This window comes from Labrenzia sp. THAF187b (assembly GCF_009363375.1).
Taxonomy (GTDB): domain Bacteria; phylum Pseudomonadota; class Alphaproteobacteria; order Rhizobiales; family Stappiaceae; genus Roseibium; species Roseibium algicola.
Map to the genome: position 1 here is coordinate 1339969 of NZ_CP045344.1, position 19015 is coordinate 1358983.

Consider the following 19015-nt stretch of genomic DNA (forward strand, 5'->3'; position numbering starts at 1 on the left):
TTCCCGGCGATCACGTCAGCTCAGCCACCCGATCACGATACCCTGGACAAGCAGTACCCCGAGCCAGTGACCGCCGTCGATCAGCGTCAGGTTCCAGGACAGCCCTTGAAAGCGGTGGTTGACGATCTGCGTGGTCATGACGATGCCGACCCAGATCATCAGCGCGGAGATGATGCCGTTCCTGATATCGGCTCCACCGGTGTGATAGATCACGCCCGCGAAGACGAATGCCATGATGATCTGGCAGAAAAAGGCCGTTGCAAAGACAACCGGGTTTGGCCTCGTCTGCTCCTTGGTCAGGCTGGCGGCGTTCATCCAGGCCTTGCCGAGGATGCCGTACCAGAGCGCGCCGAACAGGAAAGACACAATGGCGGCCGCAGCAACTGCAATCAGGTTGATACCGTCGAACATCATTGCAGGTCTCCCAACGTCATTTTTTCCTTGGCAATTCTGTCTACTTGCGACTTTTATCACACTTCGAGATTGCGAGTGTCTCTAAATTCGGCCCGTCTCGCCTATCTCCTTTCCGGATAAGGCTTTTTCGAAAATTCATTACAGGAGCCCAAGGTTCATGCTCTCTTCAAAGCGGCCTGTGTTTCGACTTATGGGAGCCGCCCTCATCGGCGGCACGATGTTCATGTCGCCCGCACGGGCACAGACGGACACACCTTCTGATCTTTTGTTCGTCCTGGATTCTTCCAATTCCATGTGGGGTCAGATCGACGGGACCGCGAAAGCGGAAATTGCCCGGTCTGCCTTCGAAGGTTTTGTTGCCGGTCTTCCGGATGGAACCAGGGCTGGTGTGATGGCCTATGGTCACCGCCGCAAGGCCGATTGCGGCGATGTGGAAACGCTGGTGCCGGTCAGTGAGCTGGACCGCTCCAAACTGGTGCAAAGCGTCAAGGCGCTCACGCCGCGCGGCAAGACGCCGATTACCGAAACACTTCGGCAGGCCGCGGAACTTCTGGCGCAGAACGACCGCCCGGGTCGCTTGATCCTGATCTCCGATGGTATCGAGACCTGCGGCGGGGATCCTTGCGCCCTCGCCGAGGCACTTGCCAAGTCCGGTGTCGATTTCAAGGCCCATGTCATCGGTTTCGATATCGCTTCCAAGGCGGACCAGGCCAAGATTGCCTGTATTGCGCATCTGACCGGCGGCACCTACTGGAACGCCAAGTCCGCAGATGGCCTGACCGAAGCGCTGAAGGAAAGCGTTGCCGCGGTTGAGGAAAAAGCACCGCTGCCTGTGACAGTCCTGACAGCGGCCGACAAGGAAAGCGGCCAGCCTGTTTCAGGCCCTGTGCAATGGACAGTGGCAACCGTCAACGACGAGACCGTGGTTGCGTCCGGCATGACAGGTGGCAGTGTCGAGGTCGAGCTGGAACCGGGATCCTACGTCGTCAGTGCAGAACTTGGTGAAAAGGCAGGCGGTGCGTCGCTTGAGGTGTCCGACAAGGGCGGCCAGCAGACTGTTCTTCTCGACGGCAAACTTCCCGAGGCGAGTGTCACGCCCACCTCCCCTGAAGCGCCCGCAACCTCGCTGCTGGAAGTTGCCTTTGAAGGCCCGGGTCTGGATGGTGATTTCCTGCGTGTCGTCACCCCGGACGGAAACAGGCTCGAAAGGGATCTCTGGGTGTATGTGCGCGACGGTAATCCCGCCAAACTGGCCCTGCCAAGCCAGCCGGGCGACTATGAAATCGTCTATGTCTGGGCCGATAGCGGTGAACGTGTTCTGGCCAAGGCGCCGATCAAGGTGACCGAAGTCCAGGCAATCCTGACCTACGCTCCCGAAGTTGCCGCCGGTCAGCCGGTGGAAATCGCCTTTGAAGGTCCGAACGGGCCGGAGGACTGGATCGGGATCGTTCCGAAGGACGGCACGGTTGACGATTACCAGGGCCGCTGGAAAGGCACTGCCGACGGGTCTCCCGTCACCCTTCAGGCACCGAGCGAAGCCGGCACCTATGACGTCATCTATGTCACCGGCATCGACCAGACGATCCTGACGCGCCAACCGCTAACCGTTGGCGAAAGCGCAGCAACGCTTCAGGCCGACAGCACGGTTGAGGCGGCCGGCAGACTGAACGTGACCTGGAGCGGTCCGAAGGCGCCCGACGACTGGATCGGCATCGCGCCGGTCGGCTCCGACCCTTCGGCCTATTTGACCTACGAACGTCCGGATGGGGACAGCGTCTCGATCATTGCGCCACTGGCTCGGGGCGATTACGAGCTGCGTTACATTCTCTCGACGTCCGACGGATCGAGGATCCTGGCCAGCCAACCTTTGAAGATCACGGATCCGAAGGTGACGCTGGAGGGCCCGTCCGAAGTTCCGGCTGCCAGCTATGTCAGCGTAAAGGCGAGCGGCCCTGCCAACAGCAGCAACTTCATCGGTTTTGCCGAACCGTCTCAGGATGCCTGGAGTACGGCGCCGGGGGCCTGGGAGATTGCGGACAACATCTCCAACGGCGTTGTGGAGGTGCGGACACCGGAAGAACCGGGCACTTACGAGCTGCGCTTCGTCCTGTCCGCAGGTGACGCGGAAATCGTTGCGCGGCAGACCGTGACGGTGAAATAGCGCGACCGGTCATCAACGAAAATCGGAGCCCGCCGCTGTAAAGTTGCGGGCTTCGTTCTGATCGGAGCTACTGTTTCAGCCAGACGGAAAGCTGTCCGCAAGGCTCGAAACCGAGTTGCCGGTAGACCGGTAGCACGCTTGCATCATCTTCGTAGGTGCAAATCGACCGGTTCGGAAACGGTTCCAGAAGTTCGTGCAGAGCACTGTAGAGCCAGGTCTTGCGGCAGAAGACGTTTGAAAGGCCAAGGATATCCTTGCCGTCAAGCTTCGGACCGGTGTTGAAGACCGCCCCTGCCTTCACCTTGCCGTCCTTGATGATGGCGGCGAAATCGATGGTTTTGCGTTCCAGCAGTCTGGACGGGAAAACGGCATGGAGGCTTTCGTTCTCGTTCCAGCCGGCCAGCCATTTCTTCAGGCTTTCCGATGTCGCCACCTTGTGCCAATCGGAGCTGACCGGGGCACGTTTGGCACTTGGCGGCGGACGAAACAGCCAGGTGCCGGTAAAAAGCCTCTGAAAGCCGTAAGGTGCCAGATCCAGATTGTCGAAACTGTCCTTTACCCCGGCCCCTTGCGGCAAATCGGGCAGCGCGGCATAAAAATCCGCTCCCTGCTTTGGCGACAGGGTGACGATGTTCGGATAGAGCGGCAGGGACTTGTCCCGAGCGCACCAGAACCCTGCATGAAATTCGGTTTTCGCGCCTGCGGTTTTCAGGACCGCATCGCACCAGAGCGCGTTATTATGCGCGCAGGCTTCCTGTCTGCCAGCGATCATTCGGCCATCAACATCGAAGATTTAAGCGTTCAGCCCACCCTTTTGGACGATGAAGTCTACCACGGATTCGACACCCTCTCCCGCCTTTGTATTGGCGAAAACAAAGGGTCGTTCCTTGCGCATCTTCTTTGCATCCCGGTCCATGACCTCCAGATTGACGCCGACATAGGGCGCAAGGTCGGTCTTGTTGATGATCAGGAGATCAGAACGCGTGATGCCCGGCCCGCCCTTTCGCGGAATTTCCTCACCTGCGGCAACATCGATCACGTAGATCGTCAGGTCGGCGAGCTCTGGCGAAAAGGTTGCGGCCAGGTTGTCACCGCCGGATTCGATCAGGATCAGGTCTAGATCCGGGATGCTTTTGGTCAGGTCCGCCACGGCCGCCAGATTGATGGAGGCGTCTTCACGAATTGCCGTATGCGGGCAGCCACCGGTCTCGACACCGCGAATGCGGTCACTGGTCAAGGCCTGCGAGCGCATCAGGGCTTCGGCGTCCTCGCTTGTGTAGATGTCATTGGTGATGACGGCGAGCGAGTAGCGGTCGCGCATGGCCTTGCACAGCTTGTCGGTCAGCGTGGTCTTGCCGGAACCGACGGGACCGCCGATGCCGACGCGCAAGGGACCATTTTGGGAAGTCATGAACGGAACAACCTCGAATACTGGGTTTCATGTGCCATGGAGGCGATATCTGCAAGGAAGGTGGAGGTGCCGAGATCGTTAAGACCCGCCGCCTCGGCCTCTTCAGCAATGTCGAAGATCACCGGTTCCAGACCAGCCAGCACCTTCTGGCCGTCGCTCTGGCCGAGCGGCACCACCCGCACGGCGACGGAAATCAGATTGGCTGCGAAAGCATGCAGGAAACAGTGAAGCGCGGCATCCACCGGCAAGCCGTGAGCCGCAGCGGCAAGTCCCAGCACGACCGGGTATGGCCAGGAGGTGTTTTCCTCGCCCGCGAATTCGTGAAACAGGCGTGCGGCCTCGGTGTCCGCTTCCGGCATCCAGCTGTTGCACACGGCCCTGAAAAAGGCGCTGCCCTGGGCATTGGATTCCAGTTGCCGCTCCCTGGAGGGTTGCAGGGCCAGCCCCAGGTCACGCAGCTCGTCAACAGTCTCTCGGTCTCCTGCCAGAGCGGCCCAGTAGGTTACCTTCAGCAGGATGGCGTCGCTTCGTCCTGCGCCGAAGCGGAGGACTTCACGCAGCCAGACGCCGAGTTCCGTCGCACTTGCCACCCCGCCCTGCTCGATCACCTGTTCCAGCCCGTGACTGTAGGTAAAGGCGCCGATCGGAAAAGCCGGTGAGAGAAAGGCCTGCAGCCGGTATAGCGCCTGAGGTGACAGGGGTAACCGGGGTGATACTGGCTCAGTCATGGGAATGCCCGGACCCGTGGTCGTGATCGTGGCCATGGCTGTGTCCATGATGATGGTCGTCGGAATGCCCGTGGCCATGATCGTGCCCGTGAGTACGGCCATGGCCGTAGGCGCCGCCTTCCGGATCGAAGGGGGCGGATAGTTCGGTCAGACGGCCGCCGAGCCTTTCCACCATGTCTTCAATCACGTGGTCCCGCCGGATCCGCAGGGTGTTGCCCATGAGCTGCGTCGGCAGGTGCCGGTTGCCCAGATGCCAGGCAATCTTCACCAGGTGGGCGGTGTCGTCGGCGTGAATTTCGACCACTTCCTCAGGTTCTGCGAGAACTTCGACAATCCGGCCGTCTTCAAGTTCCAGACCGTCGCCATGGCGCAAATGGATCGCCATCGGTTCGTCCAGCAGGAAGGTCAATCCGCCTGCGCCGGTCAGGACGGCCCTGCGCCGATACCGGTCTTCCCGGTCAAGCGTGACCTGGTCGGTGACATCGCCGGTCCATGTTTCGGCCTTGTGGATTTTCGCGACGCGGATCATGCGGCTTCCATCACCTTTGCCATCATGGCCTGGAAAGCGGGACGCTCCCTGAGGCGTTTGAAATAATCGTAGACCGGCCCTTCTTTGGGAAGGTCGAACTTGGCGGCCAGTGCCCAGCCGGAGCAGTGCCCGACGATGATGTCGGCAATGGTGAAGGTTTCGCCCATGGCATAGGGACCGTCACCGATCAGCGCTTCCAGCGTTTTCAGGCCTTGCTCGAATTCGAGCCGGCAGACGTCCTTGACCGCCGGAACCCGGACATCTTCGGGATGGATGAAGGTGTTCTTCGCAGCGGTCCAGAGCGCGCCTTCCAGCACATCGACGCCGAACTGGGTGATGCTGTCCTGACGGGCGCGATCAAGAGTTCCGGCAGGAAAGGTAAACCGGCCGTGCTTGTCGGCCAGATAGGTACAGATTGCGATGGAATCGGTGATGACGGCGTCGCCGTCGACCAGCACGGGCACCTTGCCGCTTGGATTGAGCGCCTTGACGGTATCCGACTGCGGCAGGGCCGGGTCAACCTCGTAAGGCTCGCCCAGTTCCTCAAGCAGCCACATCACCCGCATGGCGCGGGTCCGCGGAAATCCGACGATCTTATACATGCCTTTCCTCTCCCGAACGCGTTCGTGCGGAGCTTAGAACAGGAAGTAGCGCTGGGCCATTGGCAGCACTTCGGCAGGTTCGCAGGTCAGCAGTTCGCCGTCGGCGCGCACCTCGTAAGTTTCCGGATGCACTTCGATCTTTGGCATCATGTTGTTGTGAACCATCGACTTTTTGGAGATTCCACCACGGGTGTTCTTGACCGGAAGCACCAGGCTGTCGAGACCTGCCTTGTGCTTGACGCCGGTGTCATAGGCCGCCTGGGACACGAAGGTGACACGGCTGTGCGTCATCATCTTGCCGTAGGAGGCGAACATCGGTCGGTAATGCACCGGCTGCGGTGTCGGGATGGAACCGTTCGGGTCGCCCATCGGAGCGGTCGCGATTGAGCCAAGCTTGAGCACCAGCGCCGGCTTGATGCCGAAGAATTTCGGGTCCCAGAGCACGAGGTCGGCCAGCTTGCCGACCTCAACCGAGCCGATGTACTCGTCCAGGCCGTGAGCGATGGCCGGGTTGATGGTGGTCTTGGCCATGTAGCGCTTGACCCGGAAGTTGTCGTTCTCGCCGGTTTCATCCGAAAGACGGCCGCGTTGCATCTTCATCTTGTGCGCGGTCTGCATGGTGCGGATGACGATTTCGCCGACACGGCCCATGGCCTGGCTGTCGGAGGAGATGATCGAGAACGCACCCATGTCATGAAGAATGTCTTCCGCCGCAATGGTTTCCTTGCGGATGCGGCTTTCAGCAAAAGCAACGTCCTCAGGAATGTCCTTGTGCAGGTGGTGACAGACCATGAGCATGTCGAGATGCTCTTCCAGCGTGTTGACGGTGAAAGGCCGTGTCGGGTTGGTGGACGACGGAATGACGTTGGGTTCGCCAACCACCTTGATGATGTCCGGTGCGTGGCCGCCGCCGGCCCCTTCCGTGTGGAAGGCGTGGATGGTGCGGTTTTTGAACGCAGCGGTGGTGTTTTCGACAAAACCGGACTCGTTCAAGGTGTCGGTGTGGATCATCACCTGGACGTCGTATTCATCGGCAACTGACAGGCAGTTGTCGATGGTTGCCGGTGTGGAGCCCCAGTCTTCGTGGATCTTGAGGGCAGCGGCCCCTGCCATCACCTGCTCTTCCAGCGCGGCAGGCAGGGATGCGTTGCCCTTGCCGGCGAAGATGAGGTTCATCGGAAAGCTGTCGGCTGCCTGAAGCATCCGGGTGATGTGCCACGGGCCGGGTGTACAGGTGGTCGCGTTGGTGCCCGTTGCCGGACCAGTGCCACCGCCGATCATGGTGGTCACGCCGGAGCACAGGGCTTCATCGATCTGCTGCGGACAGATGTAGTGGATATGGGCGTCGATCGAACCTGCGGTGAGGATCTTGCCCTCCCCGGCGATCGCTTCCGTGCCGGGACCGACGATGATGTCGACACCGTTCTGGACATCCGGGTTGCCGGCCTTGCCGATTCCGACGATCCGGCCGTCCTTCAGCCCGACATCGGCCTTGACGATACCCCAGTGGTCGATGATCAGCACATTGGTGATAACCGTGTCGACGGCGCCGGCGGAACGTGGTGCCTGGGACTGGCCCATGCCGTCGCGGATAACCTTGCCGCCACCGAACTTCACCTCGTCGCCATAGGTGGTGAAATCCTTTTCCACCTCGATGATGAGATCGGTATCCGCAAGGCGCAGCCTGTCGCCGGTTGTCGGTCCGAACATGTCCGCATAAGCGGCGCGGGGCATCTTGTAGGCCATATCTAGTCTCCAATCGACGATCAGAAATCGGTGTGTTTAATTCGCGTAGTCCTCAACCGTCGCATCCAGATCCTCTGTGCGTTTCATGGTGAGGACGATCAGGCAGTTCCGGTACAGTTCGTTGCCGCGTGTTCCGCCCCTGAAGGGGAAGCTGTAGGCGGTGCAATCCTTGTCGGCGTAGGTTTTCCAGGCGGCCTGGGCATCATCGAGGCTGGCGGGGGCGCCCTTCAGATGCTCCGGCAATTCCGCATCGATCTCGACCAGCCGTGCACGCAGCCGGTCGAAGGCTTCGTTCATGCGCGTGTCAGCGTCTTCCAGGGCCTTGTCGGCACAAAAGCTGCGTTCGGCTTCGGTCAGCGGATAGCCGCAGTCGATGTTGTCGTTGACCTTCTCTTCCTCAGCAACCGCCGCGCCGGCAGTGGCCAGAAACAGGGCTAAAGCAGGAAGCGTCAGGCCGCGCACAGGCATCAATTCCCCAGGCCTTCACTGAGCTGTCTCAACTCGTCGATACGGTTGCGGGTCAGATCGGCGCGGCAGCCGTAGACCAGCATGGGCTCCATGGTTCCGCCGCGGGCCAGAAAGCCGTAGGCGTCGCAGGCCTTGTCGCGATAGGGGATCCAGGCACGCTGGGCTTCGCGCAATGTTTCGACCGCCCCTTTCAGCCCTTCCGGCAAATAGGCGTCGGTCTCGGTCATCTTTTCCATTGCGGATCTGTAGACCGCGTTCAGCTCCGCATCCGCCTTCAGCCAGTCGATGTTGGCACACTGGGTCATCTCCGACTGCGTCATGGCATTTTCGCAGTTGGGTGTTTCCTGCGCGACGACCGGTCCGGTGAGCAGAAGACCGAGCCCGATCAGCAAAAACGAAAGAGATGATGCGGATCTGATCACAGTTCGCCCATGACCTTCTGGTTGAAGCCGTAGACCGTGCGGCTGCCGCGATAAGGCACCAGCGTCACGGATCTGGACTGGCCGGGTTCGAAGCGAACGGCTGTGCCTGCGGGAATATCCAGGCGCATGCCGCGGCTCTTTTCCCGGTCGAAAGACAGGCCTTCGTTGGTTTCGAAGAAGTGATAGTGGCTGCCGACCTGGATCGGCCGGTCACCAGTGTTGGCGACTTCCAGCGCTATGGTCTCAAGGCCAGTGTTCAGTTCGATCTCGCCTTCGGCGGGAAACAGTTCTCCGGGGATCATGCTCGTCTCCTTGGAAATTGCGGTCAGCGGATCGGTTCGTGCACGGTCACGAGCTTGGTGCCGTCAGGAAAGGTCGCCTCGACCTGAACATCGTGAATCATCTCGGACACGCCTTCCATTACCTGGTCGCGTGTCAGTACCTTCGCGCCCGCGGACATCAGGTCGGCAACGGTGCGCCCGTCACGGGCCCCCTCGACAACAAAATCGGTGATCAGGGCGACGGCTTCCGGATGGTTCAGCTTCACGCCCCTTTCCAGGCGGCGGCGGGCGACCATCGCGGCCATGGAAATGAGCAACTTGTCCTTTTCGCGGGGCGTCAGGTTCATGAAAGAAAGTCCTCCAAATCAGCAATACCAGACGCGCGGCAGCGCCGTCATTCGGTATCCGGTGAGAAACGACATCAGGGCCGTGCGCAAGCCGCGGCCATCATTGGACACAAACCGGGTTATCAGCAAGCCGTTCCAGGCGCTGGCGGCTGCCTGGGTGGTTCCTTCCGGCAATGTTTCGATCAGCTCTCTTGCCCTGGCGAGCCTGTCTTCGGCATCGGCGGAGCAATCGACAAAGGTTGCCGCGGCCAGGGCGCCGGCGGCCGTAGCCGGGCCGGTCAGCGCGTCGGCCGGGTCGCCATCCAGCCGGATGTCGTCGGCAAACACCAGCTTTCCGTCCCGGCGGATGCGCCAGCTGTCGCGGTAGAATACGGACTTGACCTGCTCGCCCATCGCCTTTCGGCCAAGGACGAAGGATTCGACCATCATCAGCCTTGCGTCACCTTCCAGGTCCGCCTGCAGCGTGCGGCGAAGGCGCGAGGCGTTGAAAAGGATGGTTTCCTGGGGCAGCCATTCCAGGGTCGCACCGGCTTCGACCGTGAAATGCCCGCTCACCTGGGCGGTGCCGCCCGGGCTGCGGTAGGCACGTTCGGCCGTCTGGCTGGTCACAATTACGTGTACACCGGCGTTAGCGCCGACTTCATAGTCGAGCTGGTCGCCTCCGGTGAGACCACCGGCGGTGTTGATGAGAACGGCTGTGGCAGGGGTATCATAGACCTTCGGCAGGCGAACCTTGGCCGACCCGCTCTGATACAGATCGGTCAGACGGGTTTTGCCATCCGGCGCCGAAAAACGCACCTTGCCGATGCCTTTCACGCGCTGCAGAACTACGGCTTTCCCGCCCGTTTCTGATGCCAGACCAGCATCATACATTGCTTGACCGCCCCCCCTGCGGGCTCATTCAGTCATTGTTATTTTTCACATCTGTTCAAATTGGTCCAGACCGTCGCCGGGCCGCAATGGGCAATATGCCCTCGGCAATCTTAGCAAGAGCCGGGCCAAGGCCGGCAAGTGGAAAGGCAAGACGACACCGGCGAAAAAAGTCCCTGTTTCCCGCAGCTTATCAATGCCTGCTCGCAAAAGTTGCTCAAAAATAAGGCAATTGCAAGAAAGATTGGCGTGGAGTGGATTTGAGGAAGGGGTTGCTCTCGCGCCGATGTTCCGGTTTTTTAAGAAGACAGCAGCTATTCATACTGCCATTGCCCAATTGCGACGTGTCATCCGCTGGATGACGAGCGAGGGAAACCGTGTTTTTGAGCCCGATTGGCCGCCTGACTTCCGTTTGTCTGACCGTAACCGCTCTTGTGATGAGTCTGGCCATGAGCCAGGCACGGGCGGATATAGGTGCCTATGTCCTGATCGACGCGAGTTCCGGCGCGGTGATCGAGCAGGAGAACGCCACGCGCAAGTGGTACCCGGCCTCGCTCACGAAGCTCATGACGGCCTATGTCACCTTCAAGGCGATCCGCGAAGGCCGCGCCTCGCTCGACAGCGCGGTAGTGCAATCCAAGAACTCCGCGGCGGAACCACCCAGCAAGATGGGGTTCAAGGTCGGGACGCGGTTCACTGTCGACACGGCGCTGAAGATCATTCTGATCAAGTCGGCCAACGATGTTGCGGTAGCGCTCGGCGAGTCGATCGCGGGATCTGAATCCGGCTTCATCGCCATGATGAATGCGGAAGCTCAGCGCTTGGGAATGTCCAATACCCGGTTCTACAATCCGCACGGTCTGCCAGACAACCGGCAGGTGACCACGGCGCGGGACCTCGCCATTCTGGCCCTGGCGCTGCGCCGGGACTTTCCGGAATCCCGAAACTTCTACGACCACCCGGGGATCCGCTTCGGCAAGAAGACCCTGCGGTCGGCCAATCGGGAATTCCTTCTGCGGGTGCCCGGCGCCAACGGCATGAAGACCGGCTACATCTGCAATTCCGGGTACAATGTTGCTGCCTCCGCGACGCGCGGCAACAAGACCTTGATCGCGATTATCCTTGGCGCAGGTTCCGGACTGGAGCGCACCGCCTTTGCACGCCAGCTTTTTGACGAAGGGTTCCGCAAGCGCGGCGGCCGTAGCATCACAAGCCTTTCGGGCACCACCGGCAATCCGCCGGCCGACGGTTATTGCCGGCGCAACAAGAGCCCGGGTCCCAAGGGTTACATGGCCCGGTTCGACATGGAAAAGGAAAAGCAGGGCGGGTTCCTGTTCTTCGCCAAGGCCAACAAGTCCGACGAGGACAAGCTCGACGACAGCGGTTTCAAGCTGTCCAACGGCAAACCGGACTGGGCAAAGATCCTTGACCGTACCCTCGGACCTCGCCGGATTGCCTACCGTCCGCTGGATGTCGGCCTCGGCAACCCGAAAGGGTCGCCTTCCGTCAGCCCGGGCACCGTTCCCGCCGGTGCCGCCAGTGAAGCGGTGGCAGCCATCGCGGGCGAGGATATTGCCGCGGAAGACGTACCGCTGCCGGTCGCCAATCCCGTGCGGCGGGCAGAAAACGAAATCCGGGCGAAGATGCAGCTGACGGCCAATGCCAAAACCGCAGGGGCAATACCGCAAGGTGGCGATACCGTATCACGCCCGGGAGCCGCGGTTGAACTTTCGAAATCTTCACCCGGATCGATCTTCCGCAAGGGTCTGGATTTCACCGTTCCGGTTCCTTCCCCAAGTCCTCGCAAGTAATTCGATTTCCAGATCTTTGACGGTGCCGATGATGTAGCGTTGCGGTTGACGGAGTTAACCTTTTATTTACGCTACTCCTTAACACTGCAGTAAGCATTTTTCTGGCAAAGGCGTGCTCCCTGCCGGACCTCGAAATGCCACTGCGGCACAGAATATGCCGGTACAACAGGTCGAGAGATCGCATGATGATTGAACCGAGATCCACCGCCACCATCAAGGCCCTGGCCAGCCTTGCGGAACTTTCCGCCAATCAACTGGAGGAAGGGGTTTCGGTCGACCATGTGATCGCCACCTTGCGAAAGGCGGCGGAGGCTGTCCGGCTCGTGGTTGATGTCGAGGCGGAAGAGGAACTGGATGACTTCGAGTTCGAAGCCGACAGCGAGACAGACGTGGAAGCCGAACTGGAAGCTTCTGAAGCTGACATCGTCCAGGATCTGACCCCGATGGATTTGTCCGAGGATGAAGCCGACAGGAAAATTGTCGCCCTCGACAAGAAGGACGCCAAAGCGGCCTCCGAAGAAGACATCATCCTCAACGCGGGGTGATTCGGCGTCAGCCGGACTTTTTTCCAACTGAACAAGCCGGCGTGGCGGGACCGGCATTTGCGCTGACCCGCCTTTCTGCCTATGTGTCTGCGGAAAGTCCGCCGGGTTCGATCAGGGACCGGCGAATGCATCTGGAGAGATACCATGGCCTCGCCGACACCGGTTGCCGAAGGACAAAAACCCAAGGGTCCGAAGCCCCCCATTCCGCTGTCTGTCCTGACCGGGTTTCTGGGGTCAGGCAAGACAACACTGCTCAATCGGATCCTGAAGGATCCGTCGATGGCGGATACGGCGGTCATTATCAACGAATTCGGCGAGATCGGGCTCGATCACCTGTTTGTCGATCAGGCCGGCGACGGCATCGTGGAGCTGGCGTCCGGCTGCCTGTGCTGCACCATTCGCGGCGATCTTGTCACGACGCTCGAAAACCTCTTGCGCAGACTGGACAACGGCCGCATGGACAGGCTCAACCGGGTGATTATCGAGACCACGGGTCTGGCGGATCCGGCGCCTATCCTGCACACGGTTATGCTGCATCCCTATCTGGTGATGCGCTACCGGCTTGACAGCGTGATCACGCTTGTGGACGCGGTCAACGGTCTGTCGACCCTCGACAATCACGAAGAAGCCCGCAAGCAGGCCGCCGTTGCCGACCGGCTGGTCTTCACAAAGACCGATCTCGTTCAAGGCGAAGAGGCGCGCGCCTCCTTCGACGCCCTCAAGCAGCGTTTGCAGCAGCTCAATCCCGGTGCCCGCAGGCTGGACGCGCAAGCAAACGATACGACGGTGGAAAACCTCTTCAACGCGGGCCTTTATGATCCGAAGAGCAAGATCCCGGACGTGGCTGCCTGGCTGAACGCTGAAGCCTACGAAGGCCAGCAGCATGATCATCATCACGGTCACGGTCACGGTCACGGTCACGATCATGCACATGGCCATTCGCACGGGCATCACCACGGCCACGATCACGACCATGCTCATGACGTAAACCGGCATAGCGATGCCATCCGAGCCTTTACCCTGTCGACTGATCGACCGGTGCCGGCCTCCGCGCTGGAAATGTTCCTCGATCTGCTGCGATCGGCGCACGGACCGAAACTGCTTCGGGTGAAGGGTATCGTGCAACTGGCCGAGGATCCGGAAAGGCCGGTCGTCATCCACGGTGTCCAGCATGTCTTCCATCCGCCAGCGACACTGGAGGCCTGGCCGGACGCGGATCACAGAACCCGCATGGTGTTCATCACCAAGGACCTGCCGGAAGGGTTCGTCAGGCGCATGTTCGAGGCCTTTTCGGGCGCCTTGCTGCCTGATACGCCAGATCATCAGGCTCTGACGGACAATCCTTTGGCGGTGTCGGGTTTTACCAGTCCGGTGAGGTAGGCGGCAGATCCGCAATACCCCGGCGCTCTCCAATGGGATACCTCATCCTGAGGAGCCGCGAAGCGGCGTCTCGAAGGATGGGCGGCCCTCCTCAGGATGAGGTGGTAGGTGAGAGGAAGGTTTGTAAAACTTCCGAAACTCAATCCTTCTTGCGCAACCGGATCAGGCCTTCCTGGGCGGTCGAGGCGATCAGAACCCCGTCCCTGGTGAACAGAGATCCGCGGTTTATCCCGCGTGAGCCGGAGGATGAGGTGCTGTCGGTGGCGTAAAGCAGCCAGTCGTCGGCGCGGAAAGGCCGGTGAAACCACATGGCATGGTCGAGGCTGGCGGCCTGGATCTTCGGGCTGAAGACGGACGTGCCATGGGGAAACAGCGAGGTGTCCAGCAACGTCATGTCGGAAGCATAGGCGAGGGCGCACTGGTGCATGCGTTCGTCGTCCGGCAGCGGACCTGTCGCCCGTACCCAGACATATTGCTGCGGTGGCAAGGGCTTCTTGCTGAAATAATGGGTCATGTCGACCGGGCGCATCTCGATCGGTCGCTCACGCTCCCAGTAGCGGCGGATGTTTTCCGGTGCCATCGAAAGGAATTTTTCCTTCAGTTCCTGTTCGCTGGGCAGATCTTCAGGTGTCGGAACGTCCGGCATGTCGATCTGGTGCTCCAGTCCCTCTTCATGCACCTGGAAGGAGGCGGACATGGAAAAGATCGCTTCGCCGTGCTGGATCGCGACAACGCGCCGGGTGGTGAAGCTGCCACCGTCGCGGATGCGGTCGACTTCGTAGATGATGGGGACTGACGGATCGCCGGGCCTCAGGAAGTAGCCATGGAGGGAATGGACGTGACGGTCTTCCACCACGGTGCGCGAGGCGGCAACCAGCGCCTGGCCGATTACCTGCCCGCCAAATACGCGTTGCCAGCCGACCTGGGGGCTGCGACCACGGAACAGGTTGCGTTCCAGCGGTTCCAGGTCGAGAATCTGGAGAAGATTATCAATGGCCGTGTTCATCGGCGCGATCCCTGTTAGATAGACGGCAGGTGATTTGGTTCGAGGCTTTGGCCCCGGCCCCGCACTCTTGGACGGCAGTTGACGTTAAAGTCAAGATGCCTTTAGGGAAACCGAAGGCAAGGAGAAGAAGACGATGGCGAGGAAAAAAAGCGTCCCGGACATGTTCGATGTCGTGATCGCAGGTGGCGGCTATGTCGGCCTGTCTCTGGCGGTGGCGTTGAAGCAGGGCGATGCCGGCCTCACCTGTGCCGTGGTCGATCCCAAGCCGATGGAAGACCTCCACAAGGATCCACGCGCCTCAGCCATCGCGGCAGCTGCCTCACGCATGCTGTCGCAACTCGGCATCTGGCAGAAGATTGCGGGCGAGGCCCAGCCGATCAATGAAATGATCGTCACCGACAGCAAGCTTCGCGATGCGGTTCGCCCGGTCTTCCTGACGTTCGGCGGCGAGGCGACGGAGGGCGAACCCTTCGCCCACATGATGCCGAACGGTGTGATGATGCCTGCGCTCTACAAGGCGGCCAAGGCGCTTGGAGTGAGCTTTTTCGCACCGGGAACCGCGGAAACCTTTCGCACTCATCCAGATCACGTCGAACTGGCGCTGGAAGACGGGACCCTTTTGAAAAGCCGGCTGCTCGTTGCAGCCGACGGTGTGCGCTCCCGCCTGCGCGACCTTGCCGGTATCCGGACGGTCAACTGGGACTACGGCCAGTCCGGCATCGTCACAACAGTCAAGCATGAACGGCCTCACAACGGCCGGGCGGAAGAACATTTTCTGCCTGCCGGGCCATTTGCGATCCTGCCCTTGCCGGGCAACCGGTCGTCGCTGGTCTGGACGGAAAAGACAGCGGACGCCGACCGGCTTGTGCGGTCTGACGACTTTACCTTCGAACTGGAACTGGAACGCCGTTTCGGGCATCACCTCGGCACACTGGAGCTGGACGGTCCGCGCCGGGCCTATCCGCTCGGGCTGAAGCTGGCGCGTGATTTCGTCAAGCCGCGCTTCGCCCTGATCGGCGATGCCGCCCATGGCATTCATCCGATAGCGGGCCAGGGGCTCAATCTGGGCTTCAAGGATGTTGCGGCACTGGCCGAAGTGCTGGTGGATGCCCGTCGTCTGGGGCAGGATCTCGGCGGTTTCGACGTTCTGGAACGCTACCAGCGCTGGCGCCGGTTCGACACGTTCCAGATGGGCGTTGTCACCGACGTACTGAACCGCCTGTTTTCCAATGACAATGACGTGTTGCGCGCCATGCGCGATTTCGGACTTGGTATTGTGGACAGGATGCCGGGCCTGAAAACGCAGTTCATCAAGGAAGCTGCCGGTTTTGCGGGGCCGGTGCCGAAATTGCTTTCCGGCGAACCTATCTGATAGGAGTTGGATCGGACCGTCTTCCACTCCGCAGGATTTCCATTTGATGATTGCCAATCCGGAGAGTTTTTCCGCGCACCGGTCGATCCTGATTACGGGCTGTTCCTCCGGCATCGGCCTTTCGGCAGCCCACATCATGCGTGGGCGCAACTGGCGTGTTTTTCCGACTGCGCGGAGCCAGGCGGATGTTGACCGGTTGAGCGATCTTGGTTTCGAGGCCTTTCGCCTGGATTATGAGGATCCGGACAGCATCGAGGCGACGGCAAGCGAAGTTCTGCAGCTGACCGATGGTGCGTTGAGCGCGGTGTTCAACAATGGCGCCTACGCGGTTCCCGGTGCGCTGGAAGACTTGCCGACGGAAGCCCTGCGGTCGCTTTTCGAGGCGAACTTCATCGGCTGGCACGATCTTACCCGCCGGTTGGTGCCTTCAATGCGCGCCAACGGTTCCGGGCGGATCGTGCAGTGTTCGTCCGTACTGGGGTTTGTGGCACTCAAGTACCGCGGAGCCTACACCGCTTCCAAATTCGCGCTTGAAGCCTATTCGGACACGCTTCGGCAGGAACTGAAAGGCACCGGCATTCACGTCAGCCTGATCGAACCCGGTCCTATCGATACCCGGTTCACGCAAAACGCACTGGCGAATTTTCAGCGCTGGATCGGCGAGGATGGTCTGCAGGCGTCACGGCATCGTAAGACCTACGAAAAGCGCCGCATCCGAATGGAGGCCGGTGAGCCAGGTCCGTTCAAGCTGCCGCCGGAGGCCGTGGTCAAACGGCTGGTGCACGCGGTGGAGGCAAATCGGCCGAAAGCGCGCTATCATGTAACAATTCCGACCACCGTCATGGCGGTGGCCAAACGGGTGCTGCCGACCGGTCTGCTCGACCGGTTCTGCATCTGGGCTGCCGACGGCGAGGAATAGCTGCCTGCCGACCGGTGGCTGTGCCGCACAGTGGTGAAACAAGGAAAACGAAATGGCAGATCTGATCAACTTTCTCATTCCCGTCGGCCTCGCCGCGGTTGCAATCGTGTTGCTGCTCGGTATCTGGAACATGTTCCGTCATGGGCCGGCCAACCGCTCGCAGCTTCTGATGCGCTGGCGTGTCGGCCTTCAGTTTCTGGTGATTGTCCTGGTGATGGGCGGTCTCTACTTTTTCGGAACCGGCCGCTAAGACAAGATAACCGGACACTACTGGAGGAACTGGGGGCACAATGGTTGTTCTGAACAAGATCTACACGAAGACGGGTGACGACGGCACGACCGCGCTGGGTTCCGGAGAACGGCGCCGAAAGAGCGACCTCAGGATCGAGGCCTACGGGACCGTCGACGAGACCAACTCCGTGGTTGGTCTGATTCGCCTTCAGACCGGGCAATCTGCGCCGGAGGTCGACCAGGTGCTCGGCAGGATCCAGAACGACCTGTTCGACCTGGGGGCCGATCTTGCAACACCGGATACGGGCGAGGACCTGGGGTACGAGCCGCTTCGGATCACCGACGCCCAGGTCACGGCGATCGAACAGGCGATTGACGTCCTCAATGCGGAGCTCAAGCCGCTGCGTTCCTTCGTGCTGCCGGGTGGCAGTCCAGCCGCTGCCTACCTGCATCTGGCCCGCACGGTCTCGCGCCGGGCAGAACGTCTGATGGTGGAACTGGCAGCTCGCGAGCAGATCAATCCCGCTGCCGTGCGCTACATGAACCGCCTGTCGGACTATTTCTTCGTTGCCTCGCGGTACCTGAATGACAAGGGTGAGCAGGACGTTCTTTGGGTGCCTGGACAGAACCGTTAGGTCAGTTCCCCTTGCCGGAGGCCTGGCGCTGAATGTTCATTCCCCTTCACGATCACAATCGGCTGGTCCATGTTCCCCGCCCCTTTGTGAACCTTTTCCTGATTGCCGCCAACATCCTGATCTTTCTTCTGTATCAGGGTGCAGGTTCCCAGCAGGCGGTGGCCGCGTCCTCCTATTCCTTCGGCCTTATCCCGGTTGTCCTGTTCGATATCCGGGATCTGTCGCCGGAGCTGCAGATGCTGCCCGACTGGATGTCAGTGGTCACCTATGCCTTCCTTCATGGCGGCTACATGCACCTCATCGGCAACATGCTGTTCCTGTGGGTGTTCGGCGATAATGTCGAGGATGCCATGGGGCATCTGCGTTACCTGGTCTTCTATCTGCTGTGTGCGATAGCCGGCGGGTTGGCCTACGCCTCCATCGACGTCAATTCGGATGTGCCGTTGATCGGGGCGTCCGGCGCCGTTTCAGGCGTTGTTGCCGCCTATCTGATGCTGCACCCGCGGGTGAAGGTGTGGGTGCTGGCACTGGGCCGGATACCCTTGCGCCTTTCCGCCGGATGGTTGCTCGGCGGCTGGATCCTTTATCAGATCGTCAATGCCGTGATTGCGTCCGACAGCGATGTTGCCTGGATTGCGCATATCGGCGGCATGGCGGCGGGTGCCGTGCTGATCTTGTTTTTCCGGCGCAGGGGTGTGCCCCTGTTCGACCGAAACATCGCCTAGGCACAGTTTTCAAAAAGAATGCGGACCGGTCAGGAAACTAGGCTGCTTTCCAGACAGCATCGGCGGTGCGGCAGGCGACTCCCCGGCGGCTGATCATTCGACCGTCAGCCAGCTTGATCCGTTCGCGGTAGGAGCGGCAGAAGTCGCCCGACGTATTTTTCCAGGTCTTCAGAGGCGTAATTGTGCCGCTCGCTCCACTCGAGGGGTTTCTCCAGCTTCGGTCCTTGCCGGAAACAGACTTCTCCAGCGCAGCCTGAAGCGTGGTTTCAGCCCGGTATTTGTCCGATGCTTGCAGTTTTGAAGCCGGTTTGCGGGTTTCCGCCGCGGCGGGTTCCTGCAGGGAGACAAGCGTGTCCTGCACTGACGCCACGGAACAGCCTGTGAGGATATTTGCCAAAAAAAACAGAAAAAA

Annotated in this window: 23 protein-coding genes; 9 read left to right on the plus strand and 14 right to left on the minus strand. The window is 60.5% G+C overall.

Going from position 1 to position 19015, the window contains the following annotated elements:
• Positions 1-15: 15 nt before the first annotated feature.
• Positions 16-414: a DUF1761 domain-containing protein gene (locus tag FIV03_RS06170; protein ID WP_152509012.1), complete on the minus strand. Its 399-nt coding sequence runs from the start codon at positions 412-414 to the stop codon at positions 16-18.
• A gap of 157 nt (positions 415-571) precedes the next feature.
• Here FIV03_RS06170 and FIV03_RS06175 point away from each other — a divergent pair, with 157 nt between their 5' ends.
• Positions 572-2575 carry a VWA domain-containing protein gene (locus FIV03_RS06175; RefSeq protein WP_152509013.1) on the plus strand — a complete coding sequence of 668 codons (2004 nt, stop codon included), beginning with the start codon at positions 572-574 and terminating at the stop codon, positions 2573-2575.
• A gap of 67 nt (positions 2576-2642) precedes the next feature.
• Here FIV03_RS06175 and FIV03_RS06180 read toward each other — a convergent pair whose 3' ends face one another.
• From FIV03_RS06180 to FIV03_RS06230, 11 genes are read right to left on the minus strand one after another with little or no spacing between them, the layout of a single operon-like run.
• Positions 2643-3347 (minus strand): hypothetical protein, encoded by a 705-nt coding sequence (locus tag FIV03_RS06180; RefSeq protein WP_152509014.1) that lies wholly within the window; start codon positions 3345-3347, stop codon positions 2643-2645.
• Between the two features lie 21 nt (positions 3348-3368).
• Entirely contained in the window at positions 3369-3986 is a 618-nt protein-coding gene (gene ureG / locus FIV03_RS06185) for an urease accessory protein UreG (protein WP_023002497.1), read from the minus strand.
• On the minus strand, positions 3983-4816 hold the full coding sequence (locus FIV03_RS06190; protein ID WP_286202268.1) for an urease accessory protein UreF: 834 nt from the start codon (positions 4814-4816) through the stop codon (positions 3983-3985). The genes ureG and FIV03_RS06190 overlap by 4 nt, the downstream gene beginning before the upstream one ends.
• Positions 4707-5243, minus strand: a complete 537-nt coding sequence (locus tag FIV03_RS06195; RefSeq protein ID WP_152509016.1) for an urease accessory protein UreE — start codon at positions 5241-5243, stop codon at positions 4707-4709. The genes FIV03_RS06190 and FIV03_RS06195 overlap by 110 nt, the downstream gene beginning before the upstream one ends.
• Positions 5240-5845 (minus strand): glutathione S-transferase family protein, encoded by a 606-nt coding sequence (locus FIV03_RS06200; protein ID WP_152509017.1) that lies wholly within the window; start codon positions 5843-5845, stop codon positions 5240-5242. Before FIV03_RS06200 ends, FIV03_RS06195 begins: the two co-directional genes overlap by 4 nt.
• A 33-nt stretch (positions 5846-5878) precedes the next feature.
• Positions 5879-7591, minus strand: coding sequence for an urease subunit alpha (ureC, locus tag FIV03_RS06205; protein WP_152509018.1), 1713 nt, complete (start codon positions 7589-7591; stop codon positions 5879-5881).
• A gap of 36 nt (positions 7592-7627) precedes the next feature.
• Positions 7628-8059 (minus strand): lysozyme inhibitor LprI family protein, encoded by a 432-nt coding sequence (locus FIV03_RS06210; protein WP_152509019.1) that lies wholly within the window; start codon positions 8057-8059, stop codon positions 7628-7630.
• A complete protein-coding gene (locus FIV03_RS06215) occupies positions 8059-8481 on the minus strand; it encodes a lysozyme inhibitor LprI family protein (protein ID WP_152509020.1) in 423 nt (140 codons plus the stop codon). Before FIV03_RS06215 ends, FIV03_RS06210 begins: the two co-directional genes overlap by 1 nt.
• The gene (locus FIV03_RS06220; protein ID WP_152509021.1) at positions 8478-8783 is read right to left on the minus strand and encodes an urease subunit beta; all 306 of its coding nucleotides are present in this window, start codon (positions 8781-8783) and stop codon (positions 8478-8480) included. The genes FIV03_RS06215 and FIV03_RS06220 overlap by 4 nt, the downstream gene beginning before the upstream one ends.
• Positions 8784-8806: 23 nt before the next feature.
• Positions 8807-9109 carry an urease subunit gamma gene (locus FIV03_RS06225; protein ID WP_006936842.1) on the minus strand — a complete coding sequence of 101 codons (303 nt, stop codon included), beginning with the start codon at positions 9107-9109 and terminating at the stop codon, positions 8807-8809.
• A gap of 18 nt (positions 9110-9127) precedes the next feature.
• On the minus strand, positions 9128-9982 hold the full coding sequence (locus FIV03_RS06230) for an urease accessory protein UreD (RefSeq protein WP_152509022.1): 855 nt from the start codon (positions 9980-9982) through the stop codon (positions 9128-9130).
• A 446-nt stretch (positions 9983-10428) separates the two neighbouring features.
• Here FIV03_RS06230 and FIV03_RS06235 point away from each other — a divergent pair, with 446 nt between their 5' ends.
• The 3 genes from FIV03_RS06235 (at position 10429) to FIV03_RS06245 (ending at position 13715) form a co-directional block, all read left to right on the plus strand.
• Positions 10429-11790 carry a D-alanyl-D-alanine carboxypeptidase family protein gene (locus tag FIV03_RS06235; RefSeq protein WP_209009873.1) on the plus strand — a complete coding sequence of 454 codons (1362 nt, stop codon included), beginning with the start codon at positions 10429-10431 and terminating at the stop codon, positions 11788-11790.
• Between the two features lie 182 nt (positions 11791-11972).
• The gene (locus tag FIV03_RS06240) at positions 11973-12335 is read left to right on the plus strand and encodes a hypothetical protein (protein ID WP_152509023.1); all 363 of its coding nucleotides are present in this window, start codon (positions 11973-11975) and stop codon (positions 12333-12335) included.
• A 144-nt stretch (positions 12336-12479) separates the two neighbouring features.
• Positions 12480-13715 carry a GTP-binding protein gene (locus FIV03_RS06245; protein WP_152509024.1) on the plus strand — a complete coding sequence of 412 codons (1236 nt, stop codon included), beginning with the start codon at positions 12480-12482 and terminating at the stop codon, positions 13713-13715.
• Between the two features lie 139 nt (positions 13716-13854).
• Here FIV03_RS06245 and tesB read toward each other — a convergent pair whose 3' ends face one another.
• Positions 13855-14721 (minus strand): acyl-CoA thioesterase II, encoded by an 867-nt coding sequence (gene tesB, locus FIV03_RS06250; protein ID WP_152509025.1) that lies wholly within the window; start codon positions 14719-14721, stop codon positions 13855-13857.
• A gap of 133 nt (positions 14722-14854) precedes the next feature.
• Between tesB and FIV03_RS06255 the strand changes: the two genes are divergently transcribed.
• Genes FIV03_RS06255 through FIV03_RS06275 form a run of 5 tightly spaced genes read left to right on the plus strand, consistent with a single transcriptional unit; the run spans position 14855 to position 18603 of the window.
• The gene (locus tag FIV03_RS06255; RefSeq protein WP_152509026.1) at positions 14855-16093 is read left to right on the plus strand and encodes a ubiquinone biosynthesis hydroxylase; all 1239 of its coding nucleotides are present in this window, start codon (positions 14855-14857) and stop codon (positions 16091-16093) included.
• 46 nt (positions 16094-16139) lie between these two features.
• Positions 16140-17012: an SDR family oxidoreductase gene (locus tag FIV03_RS06260; RefSeq protein ID WP_152509027.1), complete on the plus strand. Its 873-nt coding sequence runs from the start codon at positions 16140-16142 to the stop codon at positions 17010-17012.
• 52 nt (positions 17013-17064) lie between these two features.
• Positions 17065-17262 carry a twin transmembrane helix small protein gene (locus tag FIV03_RS06265; protein ID WP_152509028.1) on the plus strand — a complete coding sequence of 66 codons (198 nt, stop codon included), beginning with the start codon at positions 17065-17067 and terminating at the stop codon, positions 17260-17262.
• 40 nt (positions 17263-17302) lie between these two features.
• Positions 17303-17878 (plus strand): cob(I)yrinic acid a,c-diamide adenosyltransferase, encoded by a 576-nt coding sequence (locus tag FIV03_RS06270; protein ID WP_152509029.1) that lies wholly within the window; start codon positions 17303-17305, stop codon positions 17876-17878.
• 32 nt (positions 17879-17910) lie between these two features.
• Positions 17911-18603, plus strand: coding sequence for a rhomboid family intramembrane serine protease (locus FIV03_RS06275; protein WP_152505077.1), 693 nt, complete (start codon positions 17911-17913; stop codon positions 18601-18603).
• A gap of 37 nt (positions 18604-18640) precedes the next feature.
• Here the strand turns inward: FIV03_RS06275 and FIV03_RS06280 are convergent, their stop codons facing one another.
• A complete protein-coding gene (locus FIV03_RS06280; RefSeq protein WP_075282759.1) occupies positions 18641-18973 on the minus strand; it encodes an RT0821/Lpp0805 family surface protein in 333 nt (110 codons plus the stop codon).
• Positions 18974-19015 lie beyond the last annotated feature (42 nt).